Origin of the sequence: Corynebacterium curieae, assembly GCF_027570035.1 — a bacterium.
Lineage (GTDB): Bacteria > Actinomycetota > Actinomycetes > Mycobacteriales > Mycobacteriaceae > Corynebacterium > Corynebacterium curieae.
The window spans coordinates 149,150-172,674 of record NZ_JAKMUU010000003.1 but is presented as its reverse complement, the minus strand read 5'-3'; the positions used below and the strand labels follow the sequence as shown (position 1 = coordinate 172,674).

Here is a 23,525-nt window from a genome sequence, read left to right as displayed (position 1 = left end):
AGGCGACCGCACTTTCCAGGGGGAGAATATGAGTTTCATTCATCTAATGTGGTCGAGCTACGGCCACGGATTTTCGCAACAATTGCGGCGCGTGCGCGAACGCAGGGGGATTTCGCAGCAGGCATTGGCGGAGATTTCCGGGGTGTCCCGCAGTCAAATATCCAATCTAGAGCGAAATGAGAATGGCGTCCACGCCATGGCCGATCCGCAGCTATCAACGGTATATAAGCTGGCCCTAGCCCTAGAGATCCCGCCGGCGGTGCTGCTGCCAGCCGGAGGGGACGTGGTGGAAGGGCACTTGGCCGATTCCGCGGTGGTCGTCGCCGAGGACGTCGCGCCCTTCCCGCGGGGATACGTGGACCGGCGTAGGTTTGCCGCCACGTGGAACGGCGCTCTGAACTAGTACACCCCGCATCACCACCTGAGTTACTGAACCGCATGGTCTAGTTGTAGACTTTTCACCCAGACGTATTTCAACAACAGGGAAGGCATGCGGATGATCTCGGAATTCATCAACGAGTGGTTCAATGCCCACCGTGCGGAGGTCATTGCGTGGCGGCGCCATATTCACCGCCACCCGGAAACCGCGAACCAAGAGGTAGAAACCACCAACTTCCTCGGCTCCATCCTGAAAGACTATGGCTTGGAGCCACAGCGCTTCCCACAGACCGGCCTCATGGTAGATATCGGGCCCGATACGGAGCTAGGCCGGCTGGCCTTCCGCGCCGATATCGACGCCTTGCCGGTCACTGAGGTCACTGGCTTGGAATATACCTCCGAGGTTCCCGGCAAGATGCATGCTTGCGGCCACGACGTCCACACCACCGTGGCGCTCGGTCTGGCTTGCGCATTGGCGGATTTCCAGCGTGTCCACGATCTTCCGCTGGGCATTCGCGTCATTTTCCAGCCGGCCGAAGAGGTATGGGTAGGCGGCGCAACCGATGTTATTGAATGGGGCGCGCTGGAGGGCGTGCATTCCATTTTTGCCATCCACGCCGAGCCCAAATTGCGCGTGGGCCGCATCGGCATTCGCGCCGGGGCGATTACCTCCGCTACCGATGTAGTGGAGCTCAATATCAAAGGCCCAGGCGGGCATACCTCCCGTCCGCACCTTTCCGCCGACGTCATCTACGCCTTGGGCAAGGTCATCACCGAGCTACCCGCGCTGCTGTCGCGCCGGGTTGATCCGCGCACCGGCACCGTTTTGGTCTTTGGCCAGGTGAATTCGGGTTACGCGCCCAATGCCATTCCGGAAACCGGCAGCTTGACCGGCACCATGCGCACGGCCGATATTAGCATCTGGCGCGATATGCAAAACCTCTTTACCGAGCTTGTGGAGCAGATCCTCGCGCCGGTCGGCGTAGAACACGAGCTGACCTATAACCGCGGCGTACCGCCGGTGCTTAACGACGACGTCGCAACCGCCCTACTTGCCTCTGCCGCCCAATCCATCGACCCGCAGGCCGTCGTGCAAGCCCCGCAATCCTCCGGCGGCGAGGATTTTTCTTGGTACCTAGAAAAGGTCCCCGGTTCCATGGCGCGGCTAGGCTGTTGGTCCGGCGAGGGCGAGCAGCACGACCTGCACATGGGCGATCTCATCGTGGACGAGCGTGCCATCGGCGTGGGCATCAAACTATTCGGCGCCGTGGTTGAGCAGTTCATAGGGGAGAACGCGGAGACAGACTAACGCGCTTTTAGGTCCTACACGTTAGACTCGTAGGCGACTTTTAAAGTGGAGCCGATAAAGGAGCAAGTGCGTGTTGAACCAGACCAAGCGAATCGTCATCATCGGTGGTGGCCCGGCCGGTTATGAAGCCGCGTTGGCAGGTGCCAAATATGGTGCGGAAATCACCATTATTGAAGACCAAGGCATGGGCGGTAACAGCGTTATCTTGGACTGCGTTCCTTCTAAGTCCTTCATCGCCGGCGCCAATATTAAAACCGACCTGCGCCGTGCTGAGGACATGAAGCTCAATGAGGGCATCGGCCAGGCCCACCTTTCCCTGACTGCACTGAATAAGCGTGTCCAGGACCTAGCAAGCAAGCAATCCTCCGATATCTGCGCCACCGTGGAATCCCTAGGCGCCCGCGTTATCAACGGCCGCGGCTACTTCCCGGAAGATCAGGAAGCCGATGCCTTTGGCGGCCACAAGGTCACCGCAGTATTCAACGAGGATGGCCACGAAGAAACCCTTAACGCAGACCTTGTCTTGGTAGCCACCGGTGCCACGCCGCGCGTGCTGCCGGGCGCGCAGCCTGACGGCGAGCGCATCCTCACCTGGCAGCAGGTATATAACCTCACCGAGCTTCCCGAGCACCTTATCGTCGTTGGCTCCGGCGTGACCGGCGCCGAGTTCGTCTCCGCTTTTGCTGAGCTGGGAGTCAAGGTCACCATGGTTGCCTCCCGCGACCGCATTTTGCCGCATGACGACGCCGACGCTGCCGATGTCCTCGAGACCGTCCTGGGTGAGCGCGGCGTTGAGCTGGAGAAGAACTGCCGTGTGGAAACCGTCAACCGCACCGAGGACGGCAACGTCCTGGTTACTACGCAGGATGGCCGCGAAATCACCGGCTCTCACGTCATCATGTCCATCGGCTCCATCCCGAATACCCAAGATCTCAAGCTGGAGAACGTGGGCGTAGAAACCGCCAAGTCTGGCCACATTCAGGTTGACCGCGTCTCCCGCACCAATATCGCCGGCATCTACGCCGCTGGCGACTGCTCTGATCTCTTCCCACTGGCTTCCGTCGCTGCGATGCAGGGCCGCGTGGCCATGTACCACGCACTGGGTGAGGGCGTTTCCCCTCTGCGCTTAAAGACCGTAGCCAACGCCGTATTCACCCGCCCAGAGATTGCCGCCGTAGGCTTTACCCAGGCCGAAATCGAGGCCGGTGAGGTCGCCGCCCGCACCATCACCATGCCGCTAAAGACCAACCCGCGCGCCAAGATGCGCTCGCTACAGCACGGCTTTGTCAAGCTCTTCTGCCGCGCTACCTCCGGCCGCGTTATCGGCGGTGTCATCGTCGCACCGACCGCCTCCGAGCTCATCCTGCCTATCGCCATGGCCGTAACTAACCAGCTCACCGTGAATCAGCTGGCTGATTCCTTCGCCGTGTACCCGTCCTTGTCTGGCACCATCACCGAGGCTGCGCGACGCCTCGTTGCCCACGACGATTTGGAGTAAACAAAACTATTCCTCTCTCCGCGCCCGCACTCGATAATCAGTCGAGATCGGGCGCTTTTTCGTTGTCGCTAAAAGGTGGAGTAGGAATGCTCGGCGGTGCGATTGAGTGAAACCTGGATGGGGCGATCTGCTTGAGGAAGGGCACGCTGGGGACAATTCTCGCGCGGGCAAACGGTACAACCAGGGCCGATAGGGGTGGCGGCGGATGTGTCTAGATTAAGCGCATCGGCGTAGACAATGCGGTCAGCCTCAGAGATATCGCAGCCTAAGCCCACGGCGAATTCTTTACGAGGGGTTCCCCAAGATTTTGCGGTTCCTTGCACAAAGCGCCCAATCCACAGGTAGGCGTGGCCGTCCGGCATGGCGGCTACCTGGCGGGTGATGCGATTGGGCGTCTCAAAGGCGCGGTGGACTACCCATAAGGGGCATGACCCGCCCGAGCGGGCGAAGTGGAAGGCGGTGGAGGATTGGCGCTTGGAGATATTCCCAGCGCGGTCGGTGCGGATGAAGGAAAAGGGCACGCCGGTAAGGCCCGGGCGCTGGAGGGTAGCTAGGCGTTGTGCGGTGGTTTCGAAACCGGTGCCAAAGTAGTTGCACAAAAGGTCGATATCGTAGCGGGTCTCCTCAGCCATCGACAGGAACGGTTGGTAGGGCATGGTGACCGCGGCCGCGAAGTACTGTGCGAGCCCTAAGGTAGCTAGTTCTTGCGCCTCGCCGGCAGGAAGCTCGGAGACGAGGTTATCGCAGACATCGCGGTAGGCGAGCAGGCAGTATTGGAGCGCCATTTCAAAGACCAACTGGGCTTCGGAAAGGCCGTCGCGAAGCGCAAGCTCCCGGGTATCTGGATCGAAGTCGCGGCGTGGTCCCGGCCGGGAAAGCGGACGGTAACGCCGAGTTCCTCGTGCATTCGGGACGCTAAACGGCCGCGGCGTAGCACCCGGTCACCGAGCTGGCCGGCGAGCTCTTCAGCGAGGACATCGAGCTCGTGGATGTAGTTATGGGCGTCGTAGAAAAAATCACGGACGAGCTCAAAGGGGGAGCGCTCCCGCGCCGGGGCGCGGGTGGCGACGTCGACAAAGCGGGGCATCAGCTCCGGAAAGCGCGAGGCTAGGTCGGCCAAGGACTCTTCGGCGGCGTCGGGAAAGATGCGGCGCAGGTCGGTGATGGTGCGCGTATCGCGGTCGTCTGCGAAATATCCGGGATCCACGTTGAAGCGCTGGGTCAGCTGCATGAGCACGGTGACGGTAAGCGGGCGTTGATCGTTTTCGAGCTGGTTGAGGTAGCTGGTTGATAGTCCCAACTGTTTGGCCATCGCTACCTGTGTGAGTCCACGCTGCTTGCGCAGTGCATGGATTCGTGCCCCCGCATAATGCTTGGTCATCGCTAGTTCGGTCACCTTTCGCCGCCGTGAACAGTAGAAACCACAAGGTTTGCAGATTCCACTGAATCGTTCCGCTAGATTACACACACCCTACTTATAGCGCAGGGCACATTCAAGCATTTAGTGTGATGTGAAACGCACCTCAGAGTAAAGGAGGACCCATCTAGTGGAAAAGCACGAGGTACGCACCCATAGATCCGCCGAGGAATTTCCCTATGAGGAACACTTGGCATACAAGGTGGCAGAAGTAGCTGCGGACCCCGTAGAGGTCCCAGCCGAGACCACCGACATGATTATTAACCGCATTATCGACAATGCTGCCGTGGCTATGGCCTCCGTGGCGCGGGGTCCTGTCACCTCCGCCCGCATGATGGCCCAGGCACACCCGGTAGGCGAGGGGGGTTCCACTGTATTTGGTGTGGAGGGTGCCTACTCGGCCGAATGGGCCACCCTAGCCAACGGAACAGCGGTTCGTGAGCTGGACTATCACGACACCTTCCTCGCCGCTGAATACTCGCACCCGGGGGACAATATTCCGCCGCTTCTTGCTACCGCGCAGCACAAGGGCCTAAGCGGCCACGATCTTATCCGCGGCATCGCTACCGGCTATGAAATCCAGGTCAACCTCGTTAAGGGAATCTGCCTGCACGAGCACAAGATTGATCATGTGGCGCACCTTGGGCCCTCCGTGGCCGCCGGCATCGGTACCATGCTTGGCTTGGATAGGGACACGATCTACCAGGCGGTGGGGCAGGCGCTGCACACCACGACCGCCACCCGCCAATCCCGCAAAGGGTTGATTTCTTCTTGGAAGGCCTATGCCCCAGCCTTCGCGGGAAAAATGGCCATTGAGGCCGTAGACCGAGCGATGCGCGGCGAGGGTGCACCGGCGCCCATTTGGGAAGGCGAGGATGGATTCATTGCGTGGATGCTGCACTCGCCGGAGCGCACCTACTCCGTCCCGCTGCCAGGGCACGGAGAGCCCAAACGGGCCATCTTGGATACCTACACCAAGGAACACTCGGCCGAATACCAGGCCCAAGCGCCCATTGATATGGCCTTTGCCCTGAAGAAAACCCTGGCAGAAAGGGGACTGAGGACAGCGGATATCGAGTCCATCGTTCTGCATACCTCGCACCACACGCACTATGTCATCGGTACCGGTGCCAATGATCCGCAAAAGATGGATCCCTCTGCTTCCCGGGAGACGCTGGACCACTCCATCATGTACATCTTTGCTGTCGCCCTCGAGGACGGCGAGTGGGACCACGAGGCTTCCTACGCTCCCGAGCGCGCCAACCGCCCGGAGACCATCGAACTGTGGCACAAGATTTCCACCGTCGAGGACCCCGAGTGGACCCGCCGTTATCACTCCAACGACCTTTCTGAAAAGGCCTTTGGCGGCAAGGCTGTGATCACTTTCAAAGATGGCACGGTGGTAGAAGATGAGCGCGCCGTTGCTGACGCTCACCCGCTTGGCGCCCGACCCTTTGCGCGCGAGCAATACATAGAGAAGTTCAGAAAACTCGCAAACGGCATCGTGGACGAGGCCGAACAAGAACGCTTCCTCAACGCCGTCCAAAACTTGGAAAATCTCACTGACCTTACCGAGCTAAACGTGCGGGTGACCGATGCCCACCTCGCCGCCGCACCCCAGAAACCGGAAGGACTGTTCTAATGGCTGGACTATTTGGCTCTTTGAAAACCCCCGCGGAAAAGCGCCAGCAATTCCGCACTGATCTTGAATCCAGCACCATTACCCGATTGCCGGGCGCGTTCAATCCCCTGACCGCGCGCCTAATTCAGGATATCGGTGGTTTCGGCGGCGTGTATGTCTCCGGCGCGGTGTTGGCCAATGATTTGGGCCTTCCCGATATTGGCCTGACCACTTTGACTGAGGTGGCGCAGCGTTCGGGCCAGATTGCCCGCGCGACGGACCTGCCCGTGCTTGTCGACGCCGACACTGGCTTCGGCGAACCCATGTCCGCCTCCCGCACTATAGCCGCACTCGAAGACGCAGGCCTGGCCGGATGCCACCTTGAAGACCAGGTCAATCCGAAGCGCTGTGGCCACCTCGACGGCAAAGAAGTGGTGGACACGGATATTATGCTCCGCCGTATTAGCGCCGCGGTCAACGAGCGGCGCGACCCAAACTTCATTATCTGTGCCCGCACCGATGCCGCAGGAGTCAACGGCATCGATGACGCCATCGACCGTGCAAAGGCTTACGCCGATGCCGGTGCGGACCTCATCTTTACTGAGGCGTTGTACCAGCCAGCAGACTTTGAAAAATTTCGCGCCGCTGTCGACACCCCGTTGCTGGCAAATATGACCGAATTCGGCAAATCCGAGTTGCTCTCGGCGCAACAGCTAGAAGACCTCGGCTATAACGCAGTCATCTGGCCCGTCTCCACCTTCCGCGTGGCTATGGGCGCTACCGAAGATTTCCTGCGGGATATGCATGAAACCGGCTTGCAAACCGACTGGCTTGAGCGCATGCAACACCGTTCCCGCCTTTATGAGCTGGTGCGCTACGAGGAATACAACGACTTTGACCAATCCGTATTCACCTATTCCAAAGACACCTACCGACCCACCTTCGAAAGCTAAGGAGAATTTACACCATGTCCGATAAGAACCAGACCCCCGAAATCCGCAAGGGACTGTATGGCGTCGTCGTCGATGAGACAGCCGTGTCCAAGGTCGTCCCTGAGACCAACTCGCTGACCTACCGCGGCTATCCCGTCCAAGAGCTTGCCCGCTATTGCTCCTTCGAGGAAGTAGCCTATCTGCTGTGGAACGGCAAGCTGCCGGGGCAGGAATCCCTCATTCGTTTCTCTGCTCGCGAGAAGGCCCTGCGCCACTTGGAGCGCCATGTCATTGACCTCATTATGTCCATGCCGCTGTCGTGCCACCCAATGGACGTCCTGCGTACCGCAATTTCCTATATCGGTTCCCAAGACCCAGAGGAATACACCAAAGACTCTGAACATATCCGCCGCACCGCGCTTGAGTTAATGGCCAAGATTCCCACCATCATTGCTCTCGATATCCGACGCCGCCGCGGCGAGGGCTACATCCAACCTTCTCGCAAGAAGGGTTTTGCGGAGAACTTCCTGTGGATGGTCTTCGGTGATGAGGAAGGTTCCCCAGCTACCAACCGCGCCGATATCGAGGCCTTTGATAAGTCCCTCATTCTCTACGCCGAGCACTCTTTTAACGCCTCCACCTTCGCCGCCCGCGTGGTGACCTCCACTATGTCCGATACGTACTCCGCCATCGTCGCTGCCATCGGCGCTCTCAAGGGGCCATTGCATGGTGGTGCCAACGAGGCAGTTATGAAGAACTTCCTGGAGGTTGGTGATCCCGCTAAGGCCGAAGAGTGGACCAAGAAGAAGCTGGCCAACAAGGAACTGGTCATGGGCTTTGGCCACCGCGTCTACAAGAACGGCGACTCCCGAGTTCCCACAATGGAGGCCGCCTTTAAGGAGCTGGCCGAACAACACGACCAGACCCAATGGATTGAAATGTACGACATCATGGCCAAGACGATGGAGGATAATACCTCCATCAAGATCAAGCCTAATCTCGACTTTCCTGCTGGCCCTGCCTATCACATCTTGGGTTTCGACATTGAATTCTTCACGCCAATCTTTGTCATGGCCCGCATTACCGGTTGGACCGCGCACATTGTGGAGCAGAACGAGAATAACTCGCTTATTCGTCCGCTATCCGCATATAACGGCGAGGAGCAGCGTTCGGTCCCGCCAAAATCCTTCTAAAACGTGTCAGCTCCCCCAAAATCCGGCACCGTCAAGTTGGCCGGAGTGGGGGAGCCGACATTTCTGTCGTGGCTTTTCTGCGGTCGGGTTATGGCTGGATACGCTGTGCGAGCAGGTAAGTGACTATGGAGCAGACAATAATGCTGAGTCCTGTAAAAAAGAACAATCCCGGCCACGGGGCGTCAATTTTTGGGGTGCCGACATACTGGAAAATTAGTGTGAGTGCGAAGTCTACTAGAACAATGCCCGCGATGATTCCAGCAATTATGAGCAGGCGTGAAGTCCAAGAATGAGAAGAAGCAGAGCTGAATATGAGGCCTATGAGCGTACCGATATAACCGGTCATGAGGTGACCGCAAGTGAAGCTGCCGAAGGTCGCGATGCGAGCGATAATGGGAGCGGCATCAATATTTCCAGGGGCGATGACCCACGAAGAATCCATAGGTACGCCGGCGCGTAGGGCAGCATAGTAAGTCAGCCAAGCAATAGCTCCGAAAACCAGTGCAGCTACCCAAAGCGTTGCGTGCATGCTGGTCAGCCACTTTGCTGAGGGAAGCCCTAAGCCACGAAGCGGGCGGTACTCAGTAGCGGCAAAGGCGCAATAAATTCCCCAAATGAATACGGCGAAGAAACCCCAACCCGCAGGGTTGATGGTGATTGTCTCGGGATCAGGCGGTAGAAAATACGGAACAGTCCAGAGCAATACGATGATGATGCTCACGGAGATTAGCGATTTTTTGGCATTGAGGTTGAAGGTCTTCAATAGCTTCATGACTAGGACTCCTCTTGTGGGGTGCGGGTGGATTCATGGGCGCGGGAGACAAGGGAATCAATGAGCTGGCCGTCGTCAAGGTAGGAGACGGTGATTTGGGCGGCATCCACGGTATCGTCCGGAAACGGTACCGGGGACCAAGCATTAACTTTGGTGGTCGAGCCAAGCGAGGATTGGTGGAGTGGGAGGGCGTCGGCAAGCGCGAGGGCTTGCTCGACGTCTTTGGTGCTGCCCGTGAGCACGGGATAGTGCGGCCGTTGGGATTCAAGATCTGTGGGCTTATTGACCGCGCCGTCATGCACGGTAATGACTTGGTCAATTAAACCCACGAGATCTTCCGCCCGGTGCGAAGAGAGCACGAGTAGCCAATCCGGAGCGGCTGCGGCATGGGCGATGATGAGCTCACGCAGGCGCGTGCGCGTCGGTGCATCCAAGCCATTGAAGGGCTCATCGAGGAGCGTGACCGGTGTGCGCGCTGCCAGAGCAGTGGCACAGGCAACCAATTGGCGCTGGCCGGTGCTTAAAGAGCGGTTCTTGCTGCGCTTATCGACGCCCATCTTGTCCAACAGCTCCTCCGCATACCCCACGTCGAATCCCCCGCGTACGTGCTTTGCGGCGCGTAGGTGCTGGCGCACAGTGGAACCGGAGAGCAAAATATCGGCGCCGGTGCGCGCTATTGCCACCTGTGGGGTATCGATGCTGCCCTTGGTAGGAAGGAACCCCGCTATCGCACGCAAGAGCGTGGTCTTGCCGGCGCCATTGGGGCCGATCAGCCCGTACATGCCGGCGTTGAGATCGAGGTGCGGTACGTGCAGGCGGCGCTTGCAGGCGACGTTCTTCAACTTAAGGTGCGTCATGATGGTCTCCTTCGGCTTCGATGAGGTCGGCGATGTCGCTGGCGCTTAGGCCCAGCGCGGCTCCTTCTTTGAGGAGAGGCACGATGAAGTCTTCCCTGAGTGCCTCTTGGCGTTGGTGGCGTACCTTGTCGCACGCGCCTTCGCGCACAAACATGCCTAGGCCGCGCCGCTTTTCTAGCAGGCCTTCCTCGAAGAGGACGGTAAGTGCCTTGGCAGAGGTAGTGGGATTGACGGAATGGAAAGCTGAAAGCTCATTGGTACTGGGTGCGCGTTCTCCCTCGGGGAGGTCGCCGGAAATGATCATGTCCCTGATTCCTCCTGCCAGCTGCTGATAAATAGGCCGAGTATCGCTCATTGCGCAGACCTCTGTGAACGTGGCATAGGATTCCCTTTCTGGTTTATGGGTTTACCACCTATGTAGGTAACCATATAGGCGTTTATGTATTCGGTCAATACGAAGTGGAGTGGTCTGGCAGGTGTCCCCGCTGCATATTTTGTTGAACCAAAAATTTACAAAATTTGCAGGAAGGCAAAATGCGTTATTACTGGTCGGGCTGCAGAAATCTCTCAGACGTTGCTCTAATTGCTGGTCGGTGTGGCGAACTCCGCTTGAAAATGGGCAGACAAGAAAGGTTTCGATCTCTAAACTGAGATACGGATCACCCGAGTGGAGACGCTGTATTTCAGCGCCTTCCGAGTTGAAAGGAACACAGAAGTGGCTAATCCCGCGCTTCCATCGTTCAAAAAGATTCTGGTAGCCAACCGCGGTGAAATCGCCGTGCGTGCATTCCGTGCTGCCTTTGAGACTGGGGCAAAGACCGTCGCGGTCTACCCTCGTGAGGACCGGAACTCTTTCCACCGCGCCTTTGCGGATGAGGCTGTCCGCATCGGTAATGAGGGACAGCCGGTAAAGGCTTATCTCGATATTGAGGAAATCATTCGCGCTGCCAAGAAGGCCGAAGCGGATGCTATTTACCCCGGCTATGGATTCCTTTCGGAGCGCGCGGATCTTGCTCGTGCGTGTGAGGACAATGGCATCAAGTTCATCGGTCCGACCCCAGCAACGCTGGATTTGACCGGTGATAAGGCTGCAGCGGTCAGCGCGGCGAAGGAAGCTGGGCTGCCGACGTTGAAGGACTCGGAGCCATCGACGGACGTCGATAAGCTGGTGGAATACTCCAAGGACTTTAACTTCCCTGTATTCGTTAAGGCTGTCGCCGGTGGCGGCGGGCGCGGCATGCGCTTCGTGGAATCTGAGGACCAGCTGCGCGAAAAGGCGGCCGAGGCCTCCCGCGAGGCGGAAGCAGCCTTTGGTGACGGCAGCGTCTACCTGGAGACCGCGGTAATTAAGCCGCAGCATATCGAGGTGCAGATTCTGGCCGATAGCCAGGGCAATGTGGTGCACCTCTTCGAGCGTGACTGCTCGGTGCAGCGCCGTCACCAGAAGGTGGTAGAGATTGCGCCGGCGCCGTCTCTGGATTCCGAGCTGCGTGACCGCATCTGCCAGGATGCGGTGAAGTTCTGTGAGCACATCAACTACGAGGGTGCGGGCACCGTGGAATTCCTCGTCGATGAGCGCGGCAATCACGTCTTCATCGAGATGAACCCGCGTGTGCAGGTTGAGCACACCGTGACCGAGGAAATTACCGGCGTGGACATCGTCAAGGCCCAGATGAATATAGCGGCCGGCGCTTCACTGGAAGATATTCACCTCGCCCAAGACAAGATTTCCATCACCGGTTCTGCCCTGCAGTGCCGCATTACCACCGAGGACCCGAATAACGGCTTCCGTCCGGATACCGGCACGCTGACCGCGTATCGTTCGCCGGGCGGCGCCGGCGTGCGCCTAGACGGTGCAACCTCTGTGGGCGCAGAAGTATCGCCGAACTTCGACTCCCTGCTGGTGAAGATGACCTGCCGCGGCGTCAATTTTGAGCAGGCCGTGCAGCGCGCCCAGCGTGCGCTGAACGAGTTCACCGTATCCGGCGTGGCCACCAATATCGGATTCCTGCGCGCCCTGCTGCGCGAGCCAGACTTCACACAGACCCGCGTGGACACCGGATTCATCAACGCGCACCCGCACTTGCTCAAGGCACCGCCTGCAGTCGATGAGTCTGGTCGAATCCTCGAATACATCGCGGAGACCACCGTTAATAAGCCCAACGGTAAGCGTCCGACGGCTCTGCGCCCGTTTGATAAGCTCCCCGAGCTGGACCTTTCCGAGCCGCTCCCGCGCGGTTCCCGCGATGACCTGCTCGAGTTTGGCCCGCAAAAGTGGGCGGAGAAGATCCGCCAGCAGAATGCGCTGATGGTTACGGATACCACCTTCCGCGACGCCCACCAGTCCCTGCTGGCTACCCGCGTGCGTAGTACCGCCCTGGTTTCTGCGGCCGAAGCCGTAGCCCGCATGACCCCGAACCTGTTCTCGGTCGAGGCATGGGGTGGTGCGACTTATGACGTCGCCATGCGCTTCCTCCACGAGGACCCATGGGTCCGCTTGGACATGTTGCGCGAGGCTATGCCGAACCAGAACATCCAGATGCTCCTGCGCGGACGCAATACTGTGGGCTATACCCCGTACCCGGATTCGGTCTGCCGCGGCTTTGTCCAGGAAGCAGCCAAGTCCGGCGTGGACGTCTTCCGCATCTTCGATGCTCTTAACGACGTCTCCCAGATGCGCCCCGCCATCGATGCCGTCCTCGAGACCAATACCACCGTCGCTGAGGTGGCCATGGCGTACTCTGGCGATATTTGCTCGCCGAACGAGAACCTTTACACACTGGATTATTACCTGAAGCTCGCCGAGCAGATTGTCGAATCCGGTGCCCATATTCTCGCTATCAAGGACATGGCCGGTCTGCTCCGCCCCGAGGCAGCTTCCAAGCTGGTCATGGCACTGCGCAAGGAATTTGACCTGCCGGTGCACGTGCATACGCACGATACCGCCGGCGGCCAGATGGCAACCTACTATGCGGCCGCCTTGTCCGGTGCCGACATCGTCGACGGCGCCTCCGCGCCGCTAGCCGGTACCACCTCGCAGCCGTCGCTGTCTGCGCTTATCGCGGCTTTCTCTAACTCCAAGCGCGATACCGGCATCGACCTGCAGGCCGTATCGGATCTCGAGCCGTACTGGGAAGCCGTGCGCCAGCTCTATGCTCCGTTTGAAAACGGCATCCCTGGCCCGACCGGTCGCGTGTACAAGCACGAGATTCCAGGCGGTCAGCTGTCCAACCTGCGTGCGCAGGCCGTGGCTCTCGGCTTGGCAGACCGCTTCGAGATCATCGAGGACACCTATGCTGCGGTCAACGAGATGCTTGGCCGCCCAACCAAGGTCACCCCGTCATCTAAGGTTGTAGGCGATCTCGCCCTTCACCTTGTGGGTGCGGGCGTAGACCCTAAGGACTTTGCTGCTAATCCGACGAAGTTCGATATTCCGGACTCGGTCAACCAGTTCCTTCGCGGCCAGCTTGGTACCCCTCCGGGTGGCTGGCCGGAGCTGCGCGATAAGGTGCTTGACGGCCGCGCCGAGACCGGTGCCGAGGTGAGCGAGGTTCCTGCAGAGGAGCAGCCGCATCTGGAATCCGATAACTCCGATGAGCGCCGTGCCAGCCTGAACCGCTTGCTGTTCCCGAAGCAGTTTGAGGAGTTCAATGAGTTCCGCCGCAAGTACGGCAATACCGAGGCGCTGACGGATACCACCTTCTTCTACGGTCTGACCGAAGGCGAAGAGAAGGTTGTTCACTACTTCCCTGAAGGCTCGACCGACCGTGCTGACCTCAAGCAGGTAGTGGTACGCCTCGATGCCGTGGGTGAGCCGGATGAAAAGGGTATGCGCAACGTGGTTCTTAACGTCAACGGCCAGATTCGTCCGATGAAGGTCCGCGATGAGAACGCCGAGTCCACCGTCGCTACCGTAGAAAAGGCCGATCCATCCAACGAGGGACACGTCGCCGCACCATTTGCTGGTGTGGTCAACCCGACCGCCAAGCCTGGCGACGAGGTAAAGGCCGGAGACCAAATTGCCGTCATCGAGGCGATGAAGATGGAAGCATCCATCTCCGCCACCAAGGATGGCGTGGTCGAACGCGTGGCCATTGGCCAAGCTACCAAGGTTGAAGGCGGCGACCTCATCGCCGTGATCAACTAACTGACGCGCACGAGCGCCCCGCTTCCTTCGAATAATCCTTTAGGAAGCGGGGCGTTGTGCTGTCTGCGGGTGACTTTTCGCGATTTTCGTCCATCCAAAACACCAAAACCGTCGACGAAATTGGCGGTTTAGATGGACAAAAATCGTGATCCAGCCTGAAGGTCAAAATTTTCAGCTGAAACGGAATCAAAAGAACCCCAGGTATGCGCGGGTAATGCAGTGGCATACCTAGGGCGAAAGGGCGGGGAGACTAGAGGAAAAGGGCAACAGCGATTGCCGCAACGCCGTAGCCACCGCGCATGAAGTAGCCAAAGACCTCGGGGGAGAAGGAGGCGCCGAAGCCACCGGTGTCGATGATATTCATCGCGGTCACGCGCGCTGGGCGGGAGCGTTTAAAAGCGGCGTAGGAAAGACCCAAACAACACGCTGCAAGCGCGATCAAAGACAGCTTCCACATGGCAGCGATGAAGGCCATGCCGAAAAGTGCGGCACCGGTGGTGGCAGCCAGGGGTAGCCCCCAGTCGGGCCAGGCTCCATCGAGGATGCGGCCGAAGGATGCGGCGCGGCCGGTGGCGGCGCCGACAATGGTCCATGCGGCAGCGAATCCAATGAGCGCAAGGCTGCCAAGTTGTGGTGCTAGCCCAAGGGTTAAGCCCATGACGGTGACCGCGCCGAGCGGGATGTACCAGCGCCGGTACAAGCGCCGGAAAAAGAGGAGACTGGGCGACGCCGTGACACGCGAGCTGGGGCGCGGGCGCGCGGACTGGGAGGCGATGGCATCGGCCGATACCTCAGAATCCAGTAGCCCAAAGGAAGACGAGCCGACGGCACGAGTGCAGCCCGCACGAAGGAGCGAGGCAAGATTGAAGGACCGCCAGCCGATGACAAGCTGCAGCAGGGGGAGGGCTATCGCCACATAGAGCGGAATGTGCAGCGATGTACACAGGGCTAGGCCTAAGAGGCTCACGCCGGCGATCTGGGCAATGGACAGCTTATCGACGCCCCGCATGCGCCCCCGCGGCCTATCCGCATAGACCCAACGGCCGAGCGAAAGGCTACGCAGCGGGTAGAGCGCCTCGAGGAGCACGATGAGCGCGAGAGAGCCGATCCCGGCACCAATGGTCGCGGTGGCGGGTAGAGAAGCAGACGTGCGCTGCGCGAGCGAGGGCAAGACCTCGGCCGCATTGTGCCAAGCGTAGACGCTGACGCTCGCGATGAGCGCCGTGATAAAGGCGTAATAGATGGCTGAGGAAGCTGTGGACAGAAGCTTCATGAAATCTCCACCACCTCGTCGCAGGCATCGAAAATGGCCGGAGAGTGGGAAGCGAGCACAATACAGCGGCCCTCGGCTGCGAGGTGGCGCAGCTCCTCGGCCAAGAAGGCGGTCCAGGTGTGGTCAAGGTGGCGCTCGGGTTCGTCGATAAGCAGGGCCTTGGCCGGCTGATAGAGCTGGGCCGCGAGGTAGACGCGTTGGCGCTGGCCAGAAGAAAGATCGCTAACTGCGGAATTCAAGATGGCGTGGTCGATAGCCCAGAGCTCATGGACCTCGGCGAAGTCCACACCGGTGCGGCGTGAAAGGAGGGTGAAGTGCTCACCCACGGTGAGGTCGGGGAGGAAGACCGGGTCCGCGACTGAAATGATGGATCCGGCCGCCTCTGCGCTGCCGGGCGCGGTGCCGTCGATGGAAACGGTGCCCTCCAGCGGAGGAACCTCGCCGCTGAGAGTCTGCAGCAGCGTAGATTTACCGGCACCATTGGGGCCTTTAAGGCCATAGACGCGGCTAGCGTCAAAGGTGCGATTCAGGTGCCCTAACGCGGTGGCATGTCCGTAGGTTGCATCTATTTTCAGCATCGTGGCTAGGTTAGCAGTAAGGCAACTGCTCTTGGCAGGCTAAAAGCGGCGGAAGAACTTGCCGGGTGCGAGTTCCTCGAATCCGGGCAAGGCCGTGGCAGAAGAAATGCCGGGCGCAGTCTGCTCGGCTGCGAGGTCGATGGCGTTGGCAATAAGCAACTCGTGGGCGGCGGGGTAATCGCCGGAAACGACGAGCTCGGGAATGTCCTCGGGGTCGAAGGGGGTGAGCCAGGTGGCGTCGTCAAGCGGGTGGGCCGAGGGATCGCCCAAGAAAGCTGGGCCCTTGTCGGCGGCGGGGTAGTAGCGCAGGAGTGCGGCGCCGCGGGGAGCAACGGTGGGATCCTCATTGGCGGATATGGGAAGGGCGATGACCCCGCCGTCCACGATGGGGGACCAGTCCGCAATATAAGAAGGGAAGAGGCCCGCAAGAAAGGCGCGGTCCTCTTCCTTGGCCAAGCGCACGCCGAGGGAAGAATCAGTCATTCTTCCAAGGCTAGCGGGGCGGGCTACTTGATTTCCAGCAGCACGCTGCCCTTGGTGGTAGAAGCCCCTGCTTCTACGGCAAGACCGGTAACGGTTCCGGCCTTATGGGCCTTGACGGGGTTTTCCATCTTCATGGCTTCGAGTACGAGGAGAACCTCGCCCTCGGCAACCTCTTGGCCTTCTTCGACGTTGACCTTGATGACCGTGCCCTGCATTGGGGAGGTAACGGCATCGCCGGATACGGCGGCCTTCGCGCCAGAGCCCTTGCGCTTTTTCTTTTTGCGCGGGGCGCCCTTGGCACCGAAGGAGGCGGGGAGGGCAACCTCGATGCGGCGGCCATCGATTTCCACGGTGTGCACTTGGGAAGGCTCCGCCTCGGCGGCCTCTGCATCGGTGGAGTCATCGTGGGCGGGCAGCTGGTTATCCCATTCTTCTTCGATCCACTTGGTGTAGACGCCGAAGTTGCCGTCTTCTGCGGCGAAGGCGGGGTCAGCAACGACAGCTTGGTCGAACGGGATAACGGTGGGCAGGCCCTCCACCGTGTACTCGGACAGGGCGCGGGCGGAGCGGCGCAGCGCGGTCTCGCGGTCTGGGCCCCAGACAATGAGCTTGGCTAGCATAGAATCGAATTGCCCGCCGATGACGGAGCCTTGGACGACGCCGGAATCCACGCGCACGCCCGGACCGGCTGGCTCGGAGTACTTCACGATGGTGCCGGGGGCCGGCATGAAGTTTGCCGCGGCATCCTCACCGTTGATGCGGAACTCGAAGGCGTGGCCGCGCGGGGTGGGGTCTTCTTTCAAAGAGAGCTCGTGGCCCTCAGCAATGCGGAACTGTTCGCGCACGAGGTCGAGGCCGGTGGTTTCCTCGGAGACTGGATGCTCCACCTGCAGGCGGGTATTGACCTCTAGGAAGGAAATGAGGCCATCGGCGCCTACCAGGTATTCCACGGTGCCGGCGCCGTAGTAGCCGGCCTCGCGGCAGATGCGCTTGGCGGACTCGTGGATGGAGGCGCGTTGCTCATCAGTGAGGAAGGGAGCCGGGGCCTCCTCCACCAGCTTTTGGAAGCGGCGCTGCAGGGAGCAATCGCGCGTGCCGACGACGACTACGTTGCCGTGCTTATCCGCCAGTACCTGGGCCTCGACGTGGCGGGCTCGGTCCAGGTAGCGTTCCACAAAGCACTCGCCGCGGCCGAAGGCGGAGGTGGCCTCACGGGTGGCGGATTCGAAGAGCTCGGGGATTTCCTCTGCGGAGTAGGCCACCTTCATGCCGCGGCCGCCGCCGCCAAAGGCGGCCTTGATGGCCACGGGCAAGCCGTATTCCATGGCGAAGGACTGCACTTCATCTGCGCCGGCTACCGGATCCTTGGTACCTGGGGCCATAGGCGCTTCGGCGCGCTCGGCGATATGCCGCGCGGTGACCTTATCGCCCAAGTCACGAATGGACTCGGGGGAGGGACCAATCCAGGTCAGGCCGGCGTCGATAACAGCTTGGGCAAAGTCGGCGTTCTCAGACAAGAAGCCATAGCCGGGGTGGATGGCATCCGCGCCGGACTTTTCTGCGGCATCCAGAATCTTGTCAAAGACAAGGTAGGACTCGGCGGATGTGGTGCCGCCGAGGGCAAAGGCTTCGTCGGCAAGCGAGGCGAAAGGCGCCTGGGCGTCTGGCTCGGCGTAGACGGCGACGGAGGCAATGCCAGCGTCACGGGCCGCGCGAATTACGCGAACGGCGATCTCACCGCGGTTCGCCACGAGAACCTTAGAGATCTTTTTGGTTTCTACTGCCACGGCAGCAACCTCCTGAACACACTAGGTTAAATACGCAATCTATTCTTGCATACAAAAGCATGAGTTAATTTTCACGCACGCGAGTGGGGATGTTTTTGGGCAAAAATAAACCCACATCCACGGAGGACATGGGTTCAAACGGCTAAACCGAAAAATTAACGCTCAATCGGCATTTTCACCATATTGCCCCACTCAGACCACGAACCATCGTAGACCTGCGTCTTTGTGAATCCCAAAAGATGCGTCAACACAAACCACGTATGCGCGGCCTGCGCGCCCACGTGGGAATACAGGATAGTTGTAGACTCGGGCTCCAACATCCCGTAGTTGACCTTAAGCTCCTCGGCTGAGCGGAAGCAGGAATTGGGATAATTAGAACGGTCCCACTCGAGGTTGATGGCGCCGGGAATATGGCCGTGGCGCATGGTGGTGCCGTACGCGGAATCGCCATTGGGGTCGTGCTCAGTGGCCTCGCCGGCAAACTCTTCTGGGGAACGGGTATCTACAAGAGTGTCGTCGGTATCGCGAATCTGGTCAACGAAGGCACGCAGCACGGAGTCATCGCGGGTTACCTCGGGGTAATCGGAGGCAGGGAAGTCCGGAACCATAAAGGACGTATCGCGCTCTTCCGCCATCCATGCATCGCGGCCGCCATCGAGTAAGCGAACGTCCTTGTGCCCAAAGAGGGTAAAGACCCACAGGGCGTAGGCGGCCCACCAATTGGACTTATCGCCATAGAGAACAATCGTATCGTCGGCATTAATGCCTTTGTCGCGCATCAGGGCGGTGAACTCTTCCCCATCGATGAAATCGCGCGTGAGCGGGCTGAGCAATTCCGTGCGGAAATTTATGCGGGTGGCGGTGGGGATATGGCCAATGTCATAGAGGAGCGAGTCTTCATCGACCTCAATGACGCGCAGGCCCTTAATGCCTAGGCGTGCGGACAGCCACGGTGCGGACACGAGGCGCTCGGGGTGTGCGTATTCCTGAAATGGGGGATAGGGATCAACGTCAGCCACTGTCCGCCTGCCTTTCCTATAGGGGGAAATAATTCGCTCCCACCACTTTAACCCGATTTTTCCCGTGATGATCACTCGGGGATCATTCCTGTGGTGTGACATACAAATTCCGGCCACTGAAGAAGGCTGCTGGCCGGCGGGGTTAAACAGAGGGGGCAGTTGGACGCGCGAGGAAGGAAGAGCTGGGATAAAATCCGGATATGGTGCGACAACGTGCTATGAACACCACCTAAGAAGGGAATTGCTAGTGCACAAGGCGATTGTTGTATTTGAGGTAGAAGGCGGCTCTGATAAGGGCGCAGATGGTCACCGTAAGGACACCATGCCGATCGTCAACGCGATCAAGGAACAAGGCTGGGATTCTGAGGTCATCTACTTTCACCCAGATAAGGCTGAGGAAATCTACGCCCACGTTTCTGAAAACTTTGATGCCTATATCTCTCGCGTAAACCCCGGCAATATCCCCGGCGGTGAGAAGGGCTATTTCGAATTGCTCACCAAGTTGGCAGACGCTGGCCTAGTTGGCATGTCCACCCCGGCGGACATGATGGCCTATGGCGCTAAGGATGCCCTGGTCAAGCTCAATGACACCCCGCTGGTGCCGGACGATACCGCGGCATACTACGAGGTGGAAGAGCTACACAGTACCTTCCCTACCTCGTTGTCCTATGGCGAGCGCGTCCTCAAGCAAAACCGTGGCTCCACGGGTGAGGGAATTTGGCGTGTACGCCTTGCGGACGAGGAACTGGCACAGTCCGTTGAGCCAGGCACCGCACTCCCGCTCGATACCGCCCTGAAGTGCACCGAGGCCGTAGATAACCAGACTCACGATTATAAGCTGGGTGCCTTCATGGACTTCTGCGATCAGTACATCGTGGGCGATAATGGCATGCTGGTGGATATGCGCTTCATGCCGCGCATTGTGGAAGGCGAAATCCGCATCCTTCTCGTGGGCGATGAGCCAGTATTCATCGTGCACAAGAAGCCAGCGGAGGGCGGCGATAACTTCTCCGCCACGCTCTTCTCTGGTGCCAAGTACACCTACGATAAGCCGGAATCGTGGCCGGAGTTGCTGGAAATGTTTAAGAAGGCCCGTCCGGTTATTGCAGAAAAGCTCGGCGATACCAAGGACGTTCCGCTGATTTGGACCGCGGACTTCATGCTTGACGACGCCGCGGATGGCACCGACACCTACGTCCTCGGCGAGATCAACTGCTCCTGCGTTGGCTTCACCTCCGAGCTGGACATGGGCATCCAAGAAAAGGTTGCCGCTGAGGCAATTCGTCGCGTTCAAGCCGCAAACGCCTAGCGCACGCTGTATCCTGCCAAGTAGCCCCACGGGTGACCGTGGGGCATTTTCCTACCATCCCTAAAACATTTTGAGGACCGCATAATGGCTGATAATGATTTCAATTCCGACGGTTTCCCGAAGGATTTTTCCCCACGCGATTTTTCCGAAACTCCGCGTCACCGTGCCGAGGACGCTGCGAAAAACGTAGAGGGCACCAGCATCCCTGAGGTGAATGAGACCAAAGAGTTCGGCGATTCTGGCTCCAGCTCTCGTGCTGAATCTGTGTCCGGTGCTGCGGATTCTTCTGCCCAATCAGATTTCTTCAGCGGCCTTAGCCAACAGCGGGCACAGGCAGAGAACAACAGTCAGGAGGGAGAGCTCAACAGTCCACAGCAGCAAAACTATAATGTTAACCGTCCCAACTCCCTGGGTATATCTGATCAGTTTGGTACTTCGAACGGAAACATTTATGGGCAGGGTACGCAGCAAGGTTTTGGGCAATACCCGCAAGGGCCACAGGGCTTCGGTGCTAATAGCCAGGTAACTCGCAAGGAAGATGGATTCTTTAGCGGGCTCTTTGACTTTAAGTTCAACAAGTTCATCACCGTTGAGCATGCCCAGGTGGTTTACATCATCGCCATGGTCATCGGTGCGCTGGTGTGGCTAGCTAATGTCCTTGGCGGATTCATTTTCTCCGGGGTGCTCGGCTCAATGGCTTATGAGCTTGATATTCCTACTGGCGCCGGCTTCAGCCTCTTCGTCATCTTCTTCAACTTTGTAGCCTCTACCGTCGGTTTCTTCTTTTATATTATTTCGATCCGATTGGTTCTTGAAATGATGGTGTCCAACGTACGGATTGCGCAAAATACCCGCGATTTACTAAATAAGTAGCGCTGCACATTAAATGACCTGTCCTCTCACTTTATGCCGTGGGGACAGGTCATTTTACGCAAGGAATACAATCCCGCTTAATCGTAGGTTCCAAGCTGGTAGCTGGGAAGATCAACCCACATCTTGTTGAATTCTTCGACTTCACCGGACACCGGCTCAAGGGAATCGCCCTGTGCCTGCAAGCGCACGGTGTGATGGGCGGTAATTCCCTCCGCAGTGGAGCGACTGCGCTCTCCCCACGTGAAATCGACCTCGTTATCTGAGACCGGGGTGATGCTCTCTACCTTTTCGAAGACGGACATGTCTTTGACTGGGGCACCGTTGACATAGAAGGCCAATCCGTCAACAATCGATGCGCCGGTGCCTGCCGGGCCATTTAAATCGCCCATTGAGCCGCGGAAGATGATCCAGCTAATCGTGGCGCACGGGTCATAGGAGTTTTCAATATCGGCAATCCAGTAGTTGAAGTCGCTGCCGTCATCGGCGGGCATGCGCCCAGGTGCTGTGCCAGAGGCGTAGACCTTACGCGGATCATTGGGCAGCTCGGCGCACTCGTCGTCCTTGTCCTTTTTCTGCTCCGGTGCGGTCTCCTTATCGTCCTCTTCGGTAGAGATTGGCGAGGAAGATATCTCAGCTGAAGCAGCATTTTCCTCTCCGGACGATTCATTCTCGGCAGGTGCTTGGCTGGAAAAGACCGGCTGTTCGGAGGAAGAAGACTCCTCCTGAGAACCGCAGGCGCTCAGCGCCAGCGACACGGAGGCGGCAAGCAGAAGGGCGGAGGCGGATCGGCGCAAGGGGAAAGGTGCTACGGCACGCATGGCGAAACTCCGGGATTAGTCGAGGAGGGAAGCGACGCTGTCTGGGTCGGCGTCGGAAAGCATCTGGCGAATGCGGTCGTACTCGTCGTCCTCGCCGATAGCCTTGGCCGCATGGCCGAGGGCGGCAATGGCGCGCAGCACACCCTGGTTCGGTTCGTGGGAGAAGGGGACAGGGCCCCACCCCTTCCATCCATTGCCGCGGAGGCGATCCAAGCTGCGGTGGTAGCCGGTGCGCGCGTAGGCGTAGGAGGTAATGAAAGCAGCCGGCTCGGAACCTTCCTGCTGCTTAAGTTCCTGCTCTGCAAGCAGCGCCCACAGCAGCGGGGAATCGGGGTGGGCAACGATGCCGGAGGCGAGATCCGAGGTGGAATCCGCGCCAGGATCGGCTGGCAGCTCAATGGGCTTCGGGGCAAGCATGTCTTTCATTTCCATGCCACCCCACTGTAGCGGCGTGGGCGCGCGGCTACCAGAAATCGGCGACGTTAAGGCCGAAAGAATACAGCGCGCGGCGCACCACCGGCAGGGATAGTCCGATAACTGAGGAGGGATCGCCTTCGATCCGGTCGATGAACCAACCGCCCATGGCCTCCAAGGTGAAGGCACCGGCGCACTGCAACGGCTCGCCGGTGTGGGCATAGGCGGCGATATCGGTCTCGCTGGCCTGCGCGAAATGCACCGTCGTGGTGGAGGTCTCTACATGGTGCTTCTCGCCAAAGATGAGGCAATGGCCGGTAAGTAGCTCGGCCGTGCGGCCAGCCTGCTGGTGCCAGCGTTCGATGGTGGCTTCCTCCGTGTGTGGCTTGCCCTGTAGCTCGCCGCCGAGCAGCAGCATGGAATCACCGCCGATGACAGGCTCGGTGGGGTAGCGCTCGGCCACCTTTTCGGCCTTGGCGGTGGCTAGGGCCGCCACGATGTCGGCCGGCGGGCGGCCGGCGAGCGAGGCCTCGAGGGAGCGCTCGTCAATATCGGCCGGTTCCAAAACCGGTTCCATGCCCGCGCCGCGCAAGATGGACGCGCGCGAGGGCGATTGGGAGGCAAGAATTAGCCGCATTAGAAGTACCGTACGGTATGGAATGCGGAAGGGTTAAAGACGCGCTGTGCGCCAAAACGCTCGAAGCGCTCGGCAGGGTTTCCCCATTCATTGCGCTCGCCGGTAGCGCCCGAGTGCTTTGCACTCATCTGCGCTAAGACTGTGCGCAGGGCCGCGAGTTCGTCCTCGGTGGGATTGCCCTTTACTACCTTAATTTCAGGTGCAGACATA

21 protein-coding genes and 1 pseudogene are annotated in these 23,525 nt (G+C 59.3%); 9 read left to right on the top strand and 13 right to left on the bottom strand.

The window, feature by feature from the left end:
* Positions 1-28: 28 nt before the first annotated feature.
* From L8V01_RS06755 to L8V01_RS06745, 3 genes are all read left to right on the top strand, one after another.
* Positions 29-403, top strand: a complete 375-nt coding sequence (locus L8V01_RS06755; protein ID WP_269946356.1) for a helix-turn-helix domain-containing protein — start codon at positions 29-31, stop codon at positions 401-403.
* Positions 404-496: 93 nt separating this feature from the next.
* Positions 497-1,687 carry a M20 family metallopeptidase gene (locus L8V01_RS06750; RefSeq protein ID WP_269946470.1) on the top strand — a complete coding sequence of 397 codons (1,191 nt, stop codon included), beginning with the start codon at positions 497-499 and terminating at the stop codon, positions 1,685-1,687.
* A gap of 70 nt (positions 1,688-1,757) precedes the next feature.
* Complete coding sequence (locus L8V01_RS06745; protein ID WP_269946355.1) at positions 1,758-3,185, top strand: NAD(P)H-quinone dehydrogenase; 1,428 nt, start codon at positions 1,758-1,760, stop codon at positions 3,183-3,185.
* A 68-nt stretch (positions 3,186-3,253) separates the two neighbouring features.
* Here the strand turns inward: L8V01_RS06745 and L8V01_RS06740 are convergent.
* Positions 3,254-4,566 (bottom strand): annotated as a pseudogene (locus L8V01_RS06740) (short-chain fatty acyl-CoA regulator family protein).
* 166 nt (positions 4,567-4,732) lie between these two features.
* Between L8V01_RS06740 and prpD the strand changes: the two are divergent.
* From prpD to L8V01_RS06725, 3 genes are read left to right on the top strand one after another with little or no spacing between them, the layout of a single operon-like run.
* Complete coding sequence (gene prpD, locus L8V01_RS06735; RefSeq protein ID WP_269946354.1) at positions 4,733-6,244, top strand: 2-methylcitrate dehydratase PrpD; 1,512 nt, start codon at positions 4,733-4,735, stop codon at positions 6,242-6,244.
* On the top strand, positions 6,244-7,176 hold the full coding sequence (gene prpB / locus L8V01_RS06730; protein WP_269946353.1) for a methylisocitrate lyase: 933 nt from the start codon (positions 6,244-6,246) through the stop codon (positions 7,174-7,176). The genes prpD and prpB overlap by 1 nt, the downstream gene beginning before the upstream one ends.
* 14 nt (positions 7,177-7,190) lie before the next feature.
* Positions 7,191-8,348, top strand: a complete 1,158-nt coding sequence (locus L8V01_RS06725) for a bifunctional 2-methylcitrate synthase/citrate synthase (RefSeq protein ID WP_238801205.1) — start codon at positions 7,191-7,193, stop codon at positions 8,346-8,348.
* 88 nt (positions 8,349-8,436) lie between these two features.
* On the opposite strand, the gene L8V01_RS06720 is transcribed toward L8V01_RS06725, so the two are convergent.
* From L8V01_RS06720 to L8V01_RS06710, 3 genes are read right to left on the bottom strand one after another with little or no spacing between them, the layout of a single operon-like run.
* The gene (locus L8V01_RS06720) at positions 8,437-9,120 is read right to left on the bottom strand and encodes a transglycosylase (protein ID WP_269946352.1); all 684 of its coding nucleotides are present in this window, start codon (positions 9,118-9,120) and stop codon (positions 8,437-8,439) included.
* 2 nt (positions 9,121-9,122) lie between these two features.
* Positions 9,123-9,977: an ATP-binding cassette domain-containing protein gene (locus L8V01_RS06715; RefSeq protein WP_269946351.1), complete on the bottom strand. Its 855-nt coding sequence runs from the start codon at positions 9,975-9,977 to the stop codon at positions 9,123-9,125.
* Entirely contained in the window at positions 9,964-10,332 is a 369-nt protein-coding gene (locus tag L8V01_RS06710) for a GntR family transcriptional regulator (protein ID WP_269946350.1), read from the bottom strand. Before L8V01_RS06710 ends, L8V01_RS06715 begins: the two co-directional genes overlap by 14 nt.
* Positions 10,333-10,692: 360 nt before the next feature.
* Here L8V01_RS06710 and L8V01_RS06705 point away from each other — a divergent pair, with 360 nt between their 5' ends.
* Positions 10,693-14,124, top strand: a complete 3,432-nt coding sequence (locus tag L8V01_RS06705; protein WP_269946349.1) for a pyruvate carboxylase — start codon at positions 10,693-10,695, stop codon at positions 14,122-14,124.
* 250 nt (positions 14,125-14,374) lie between these two features.
* On the opposite strand, the gene L8V01_RS06700 is transcribed toward L8V01_RS06705, so the two are convergent.
* From L8V01_RS06700 to L8V01_RS06680, 5 genes are all read right to left on the bottom strand, one after another.
* On the bottom strand, positions 14,375-15,397 hold the full coding sequence (locus L8V01_RS06700) for an ABC transporter permease (protein WP_269946348.1): 1,023 nt from the start codon (positions 15,395-15,397) through the stop codon (positions 14,375-14,377).
* Complete coding sequence (locus L8V01_RS06695) at positions 15,394-15,975, bottom strand: ABC transporter ATP-binding protein (RefSeq protein ID WP_269946347.1); 582 nt, start codon at positions 15,973-15,975, stop codon at positions 15,394-15,396. Before L8V01_RS06695 ends, L8V01_RS06700 begins: the two co-directional genes overlap by 4 nt.
* Before the next feature lie 39 nt (positions 15,976-16,014).
* Positions 16,015-16,458 (bottom strand): hypothetical protein, encoded by a 444-nt coding sequence (locus tag L8V01_RS06690; RefSeq protein WP_269946346.1) that lies wholly within the window; start codon positions 16,456-16,458, stop codon positions 16,015-16,017.
* A 23-nt stretch (positions 16,459-16,481) separates the two neighbouring features.
* A complete protein-coding gene (locus L8V01_RS06685) occupies positions 16,482-18,245 on the bottom strand; it encodes an acetyl/propionyl/methylcrotonyl-CoA carboxylase subunit alpha (RefSeq protein ID WP_269946345.1) in 1,764 nt (587 codons plus the stop codon).
* 155 nt (positions 18,246-18,400) lie between these two features.
* Entirely contained in the window at positions 18,401-19,264 is an 864-nt protein-coding gene (locus L8V01_RS06680) for a sulfurtransferase (protein ID WP_269946344.1), read from the bottom strand.
* Positions 19,265-19,511: 247 nt separating this feature from the next.
* Here L8V01_RS06680 and L8V01_RS06675 point away from each other — a divergent pair, with 247 nt between their 5' ends.
* Positions 19,512-20,573, top strand: a complete 1,062-nt coding sequence (locus tag L8V01_RS06675) for a Cj0069 family protein (RefSeq protein ID WP_269946343.1) — start codon at positions 19,512-19,514, stop codon at positions 20,571-20,573.
* A gap of 84 nt (positions 20,574-20,657) precedes the next feature.
* Positions 20,658-21,446, top strand: coding sequence for a DUF4282 domain-containing protein (locus L8V01_RS06670; RefSeq protein ID WP_269946342.1), 789 nt, complete (start codon positions 20,658-20,660; stop codon positions 21,444-21,446).
* Between the two features lie 77 nt (positions 21,447-21,523).
* Here L8V01_RS06670 and L8V01_RS06665 read toward each other — a convergent pair whose 3' ends face one another.
* Genes L8V01_RS06665 through L8V01_RS06650 form a run of 4 tightly spaced genes read right to left on the bottom strand, consistent with a single transcriptional unit; the run spans position 21,524 to position 23,524 of the window.
* Positions 21,524-22,264 (bottom strand): hypothetical protein, encoded by a 741-nt coding sequence (locus tag L8V01_RS06665; protein ID WP_269946341.1) that lies wholly within the window; start codon positions 22,262-22,264, stop codon positions 21,524-21,526.
* A gap of 15 nt (positions 22,265-22,279) precedes the next feature.
* A complete protein-coding gene (locus L8V01_RS06660) occupies positions 22,280-22,696 on the bottom strand; it encodes a DUF3151 domain-containing protein (protein WP_269946340.1) in 417 nt (138 codons plus the stop codon).
* Between the two features lie 31 nt (positions 22,697-22,727).
* Positions 22,728-23,315: a Maf family protein gene (locus tag L8V01_RS06655; RefSeq protein ID WP_269946339.1), complete on the bottom strand. Its 588-nt coding sequence runs from the start codon at positions 23,313-23,315 to the stop codon at positions 22,728-22,730.
* Positions 23,315-23,524: an acyl-CoA carboxylase subunit epsilon gene (locus L8V01_RS06650; protein ID WP_269946338.1), complete on the bottom strand. Its 210-nt coding sequence runs from the start codon at positions 23,522-23,524 to the stop codon at positions 23,315-23,317. The genes L8V01_RS06655 and L8V01_RS06650 overlap by 1 nt, the downstream gene beginning before the upstream one ends.
* Position 23,525 lies beyond the last annotated feature (1 nt).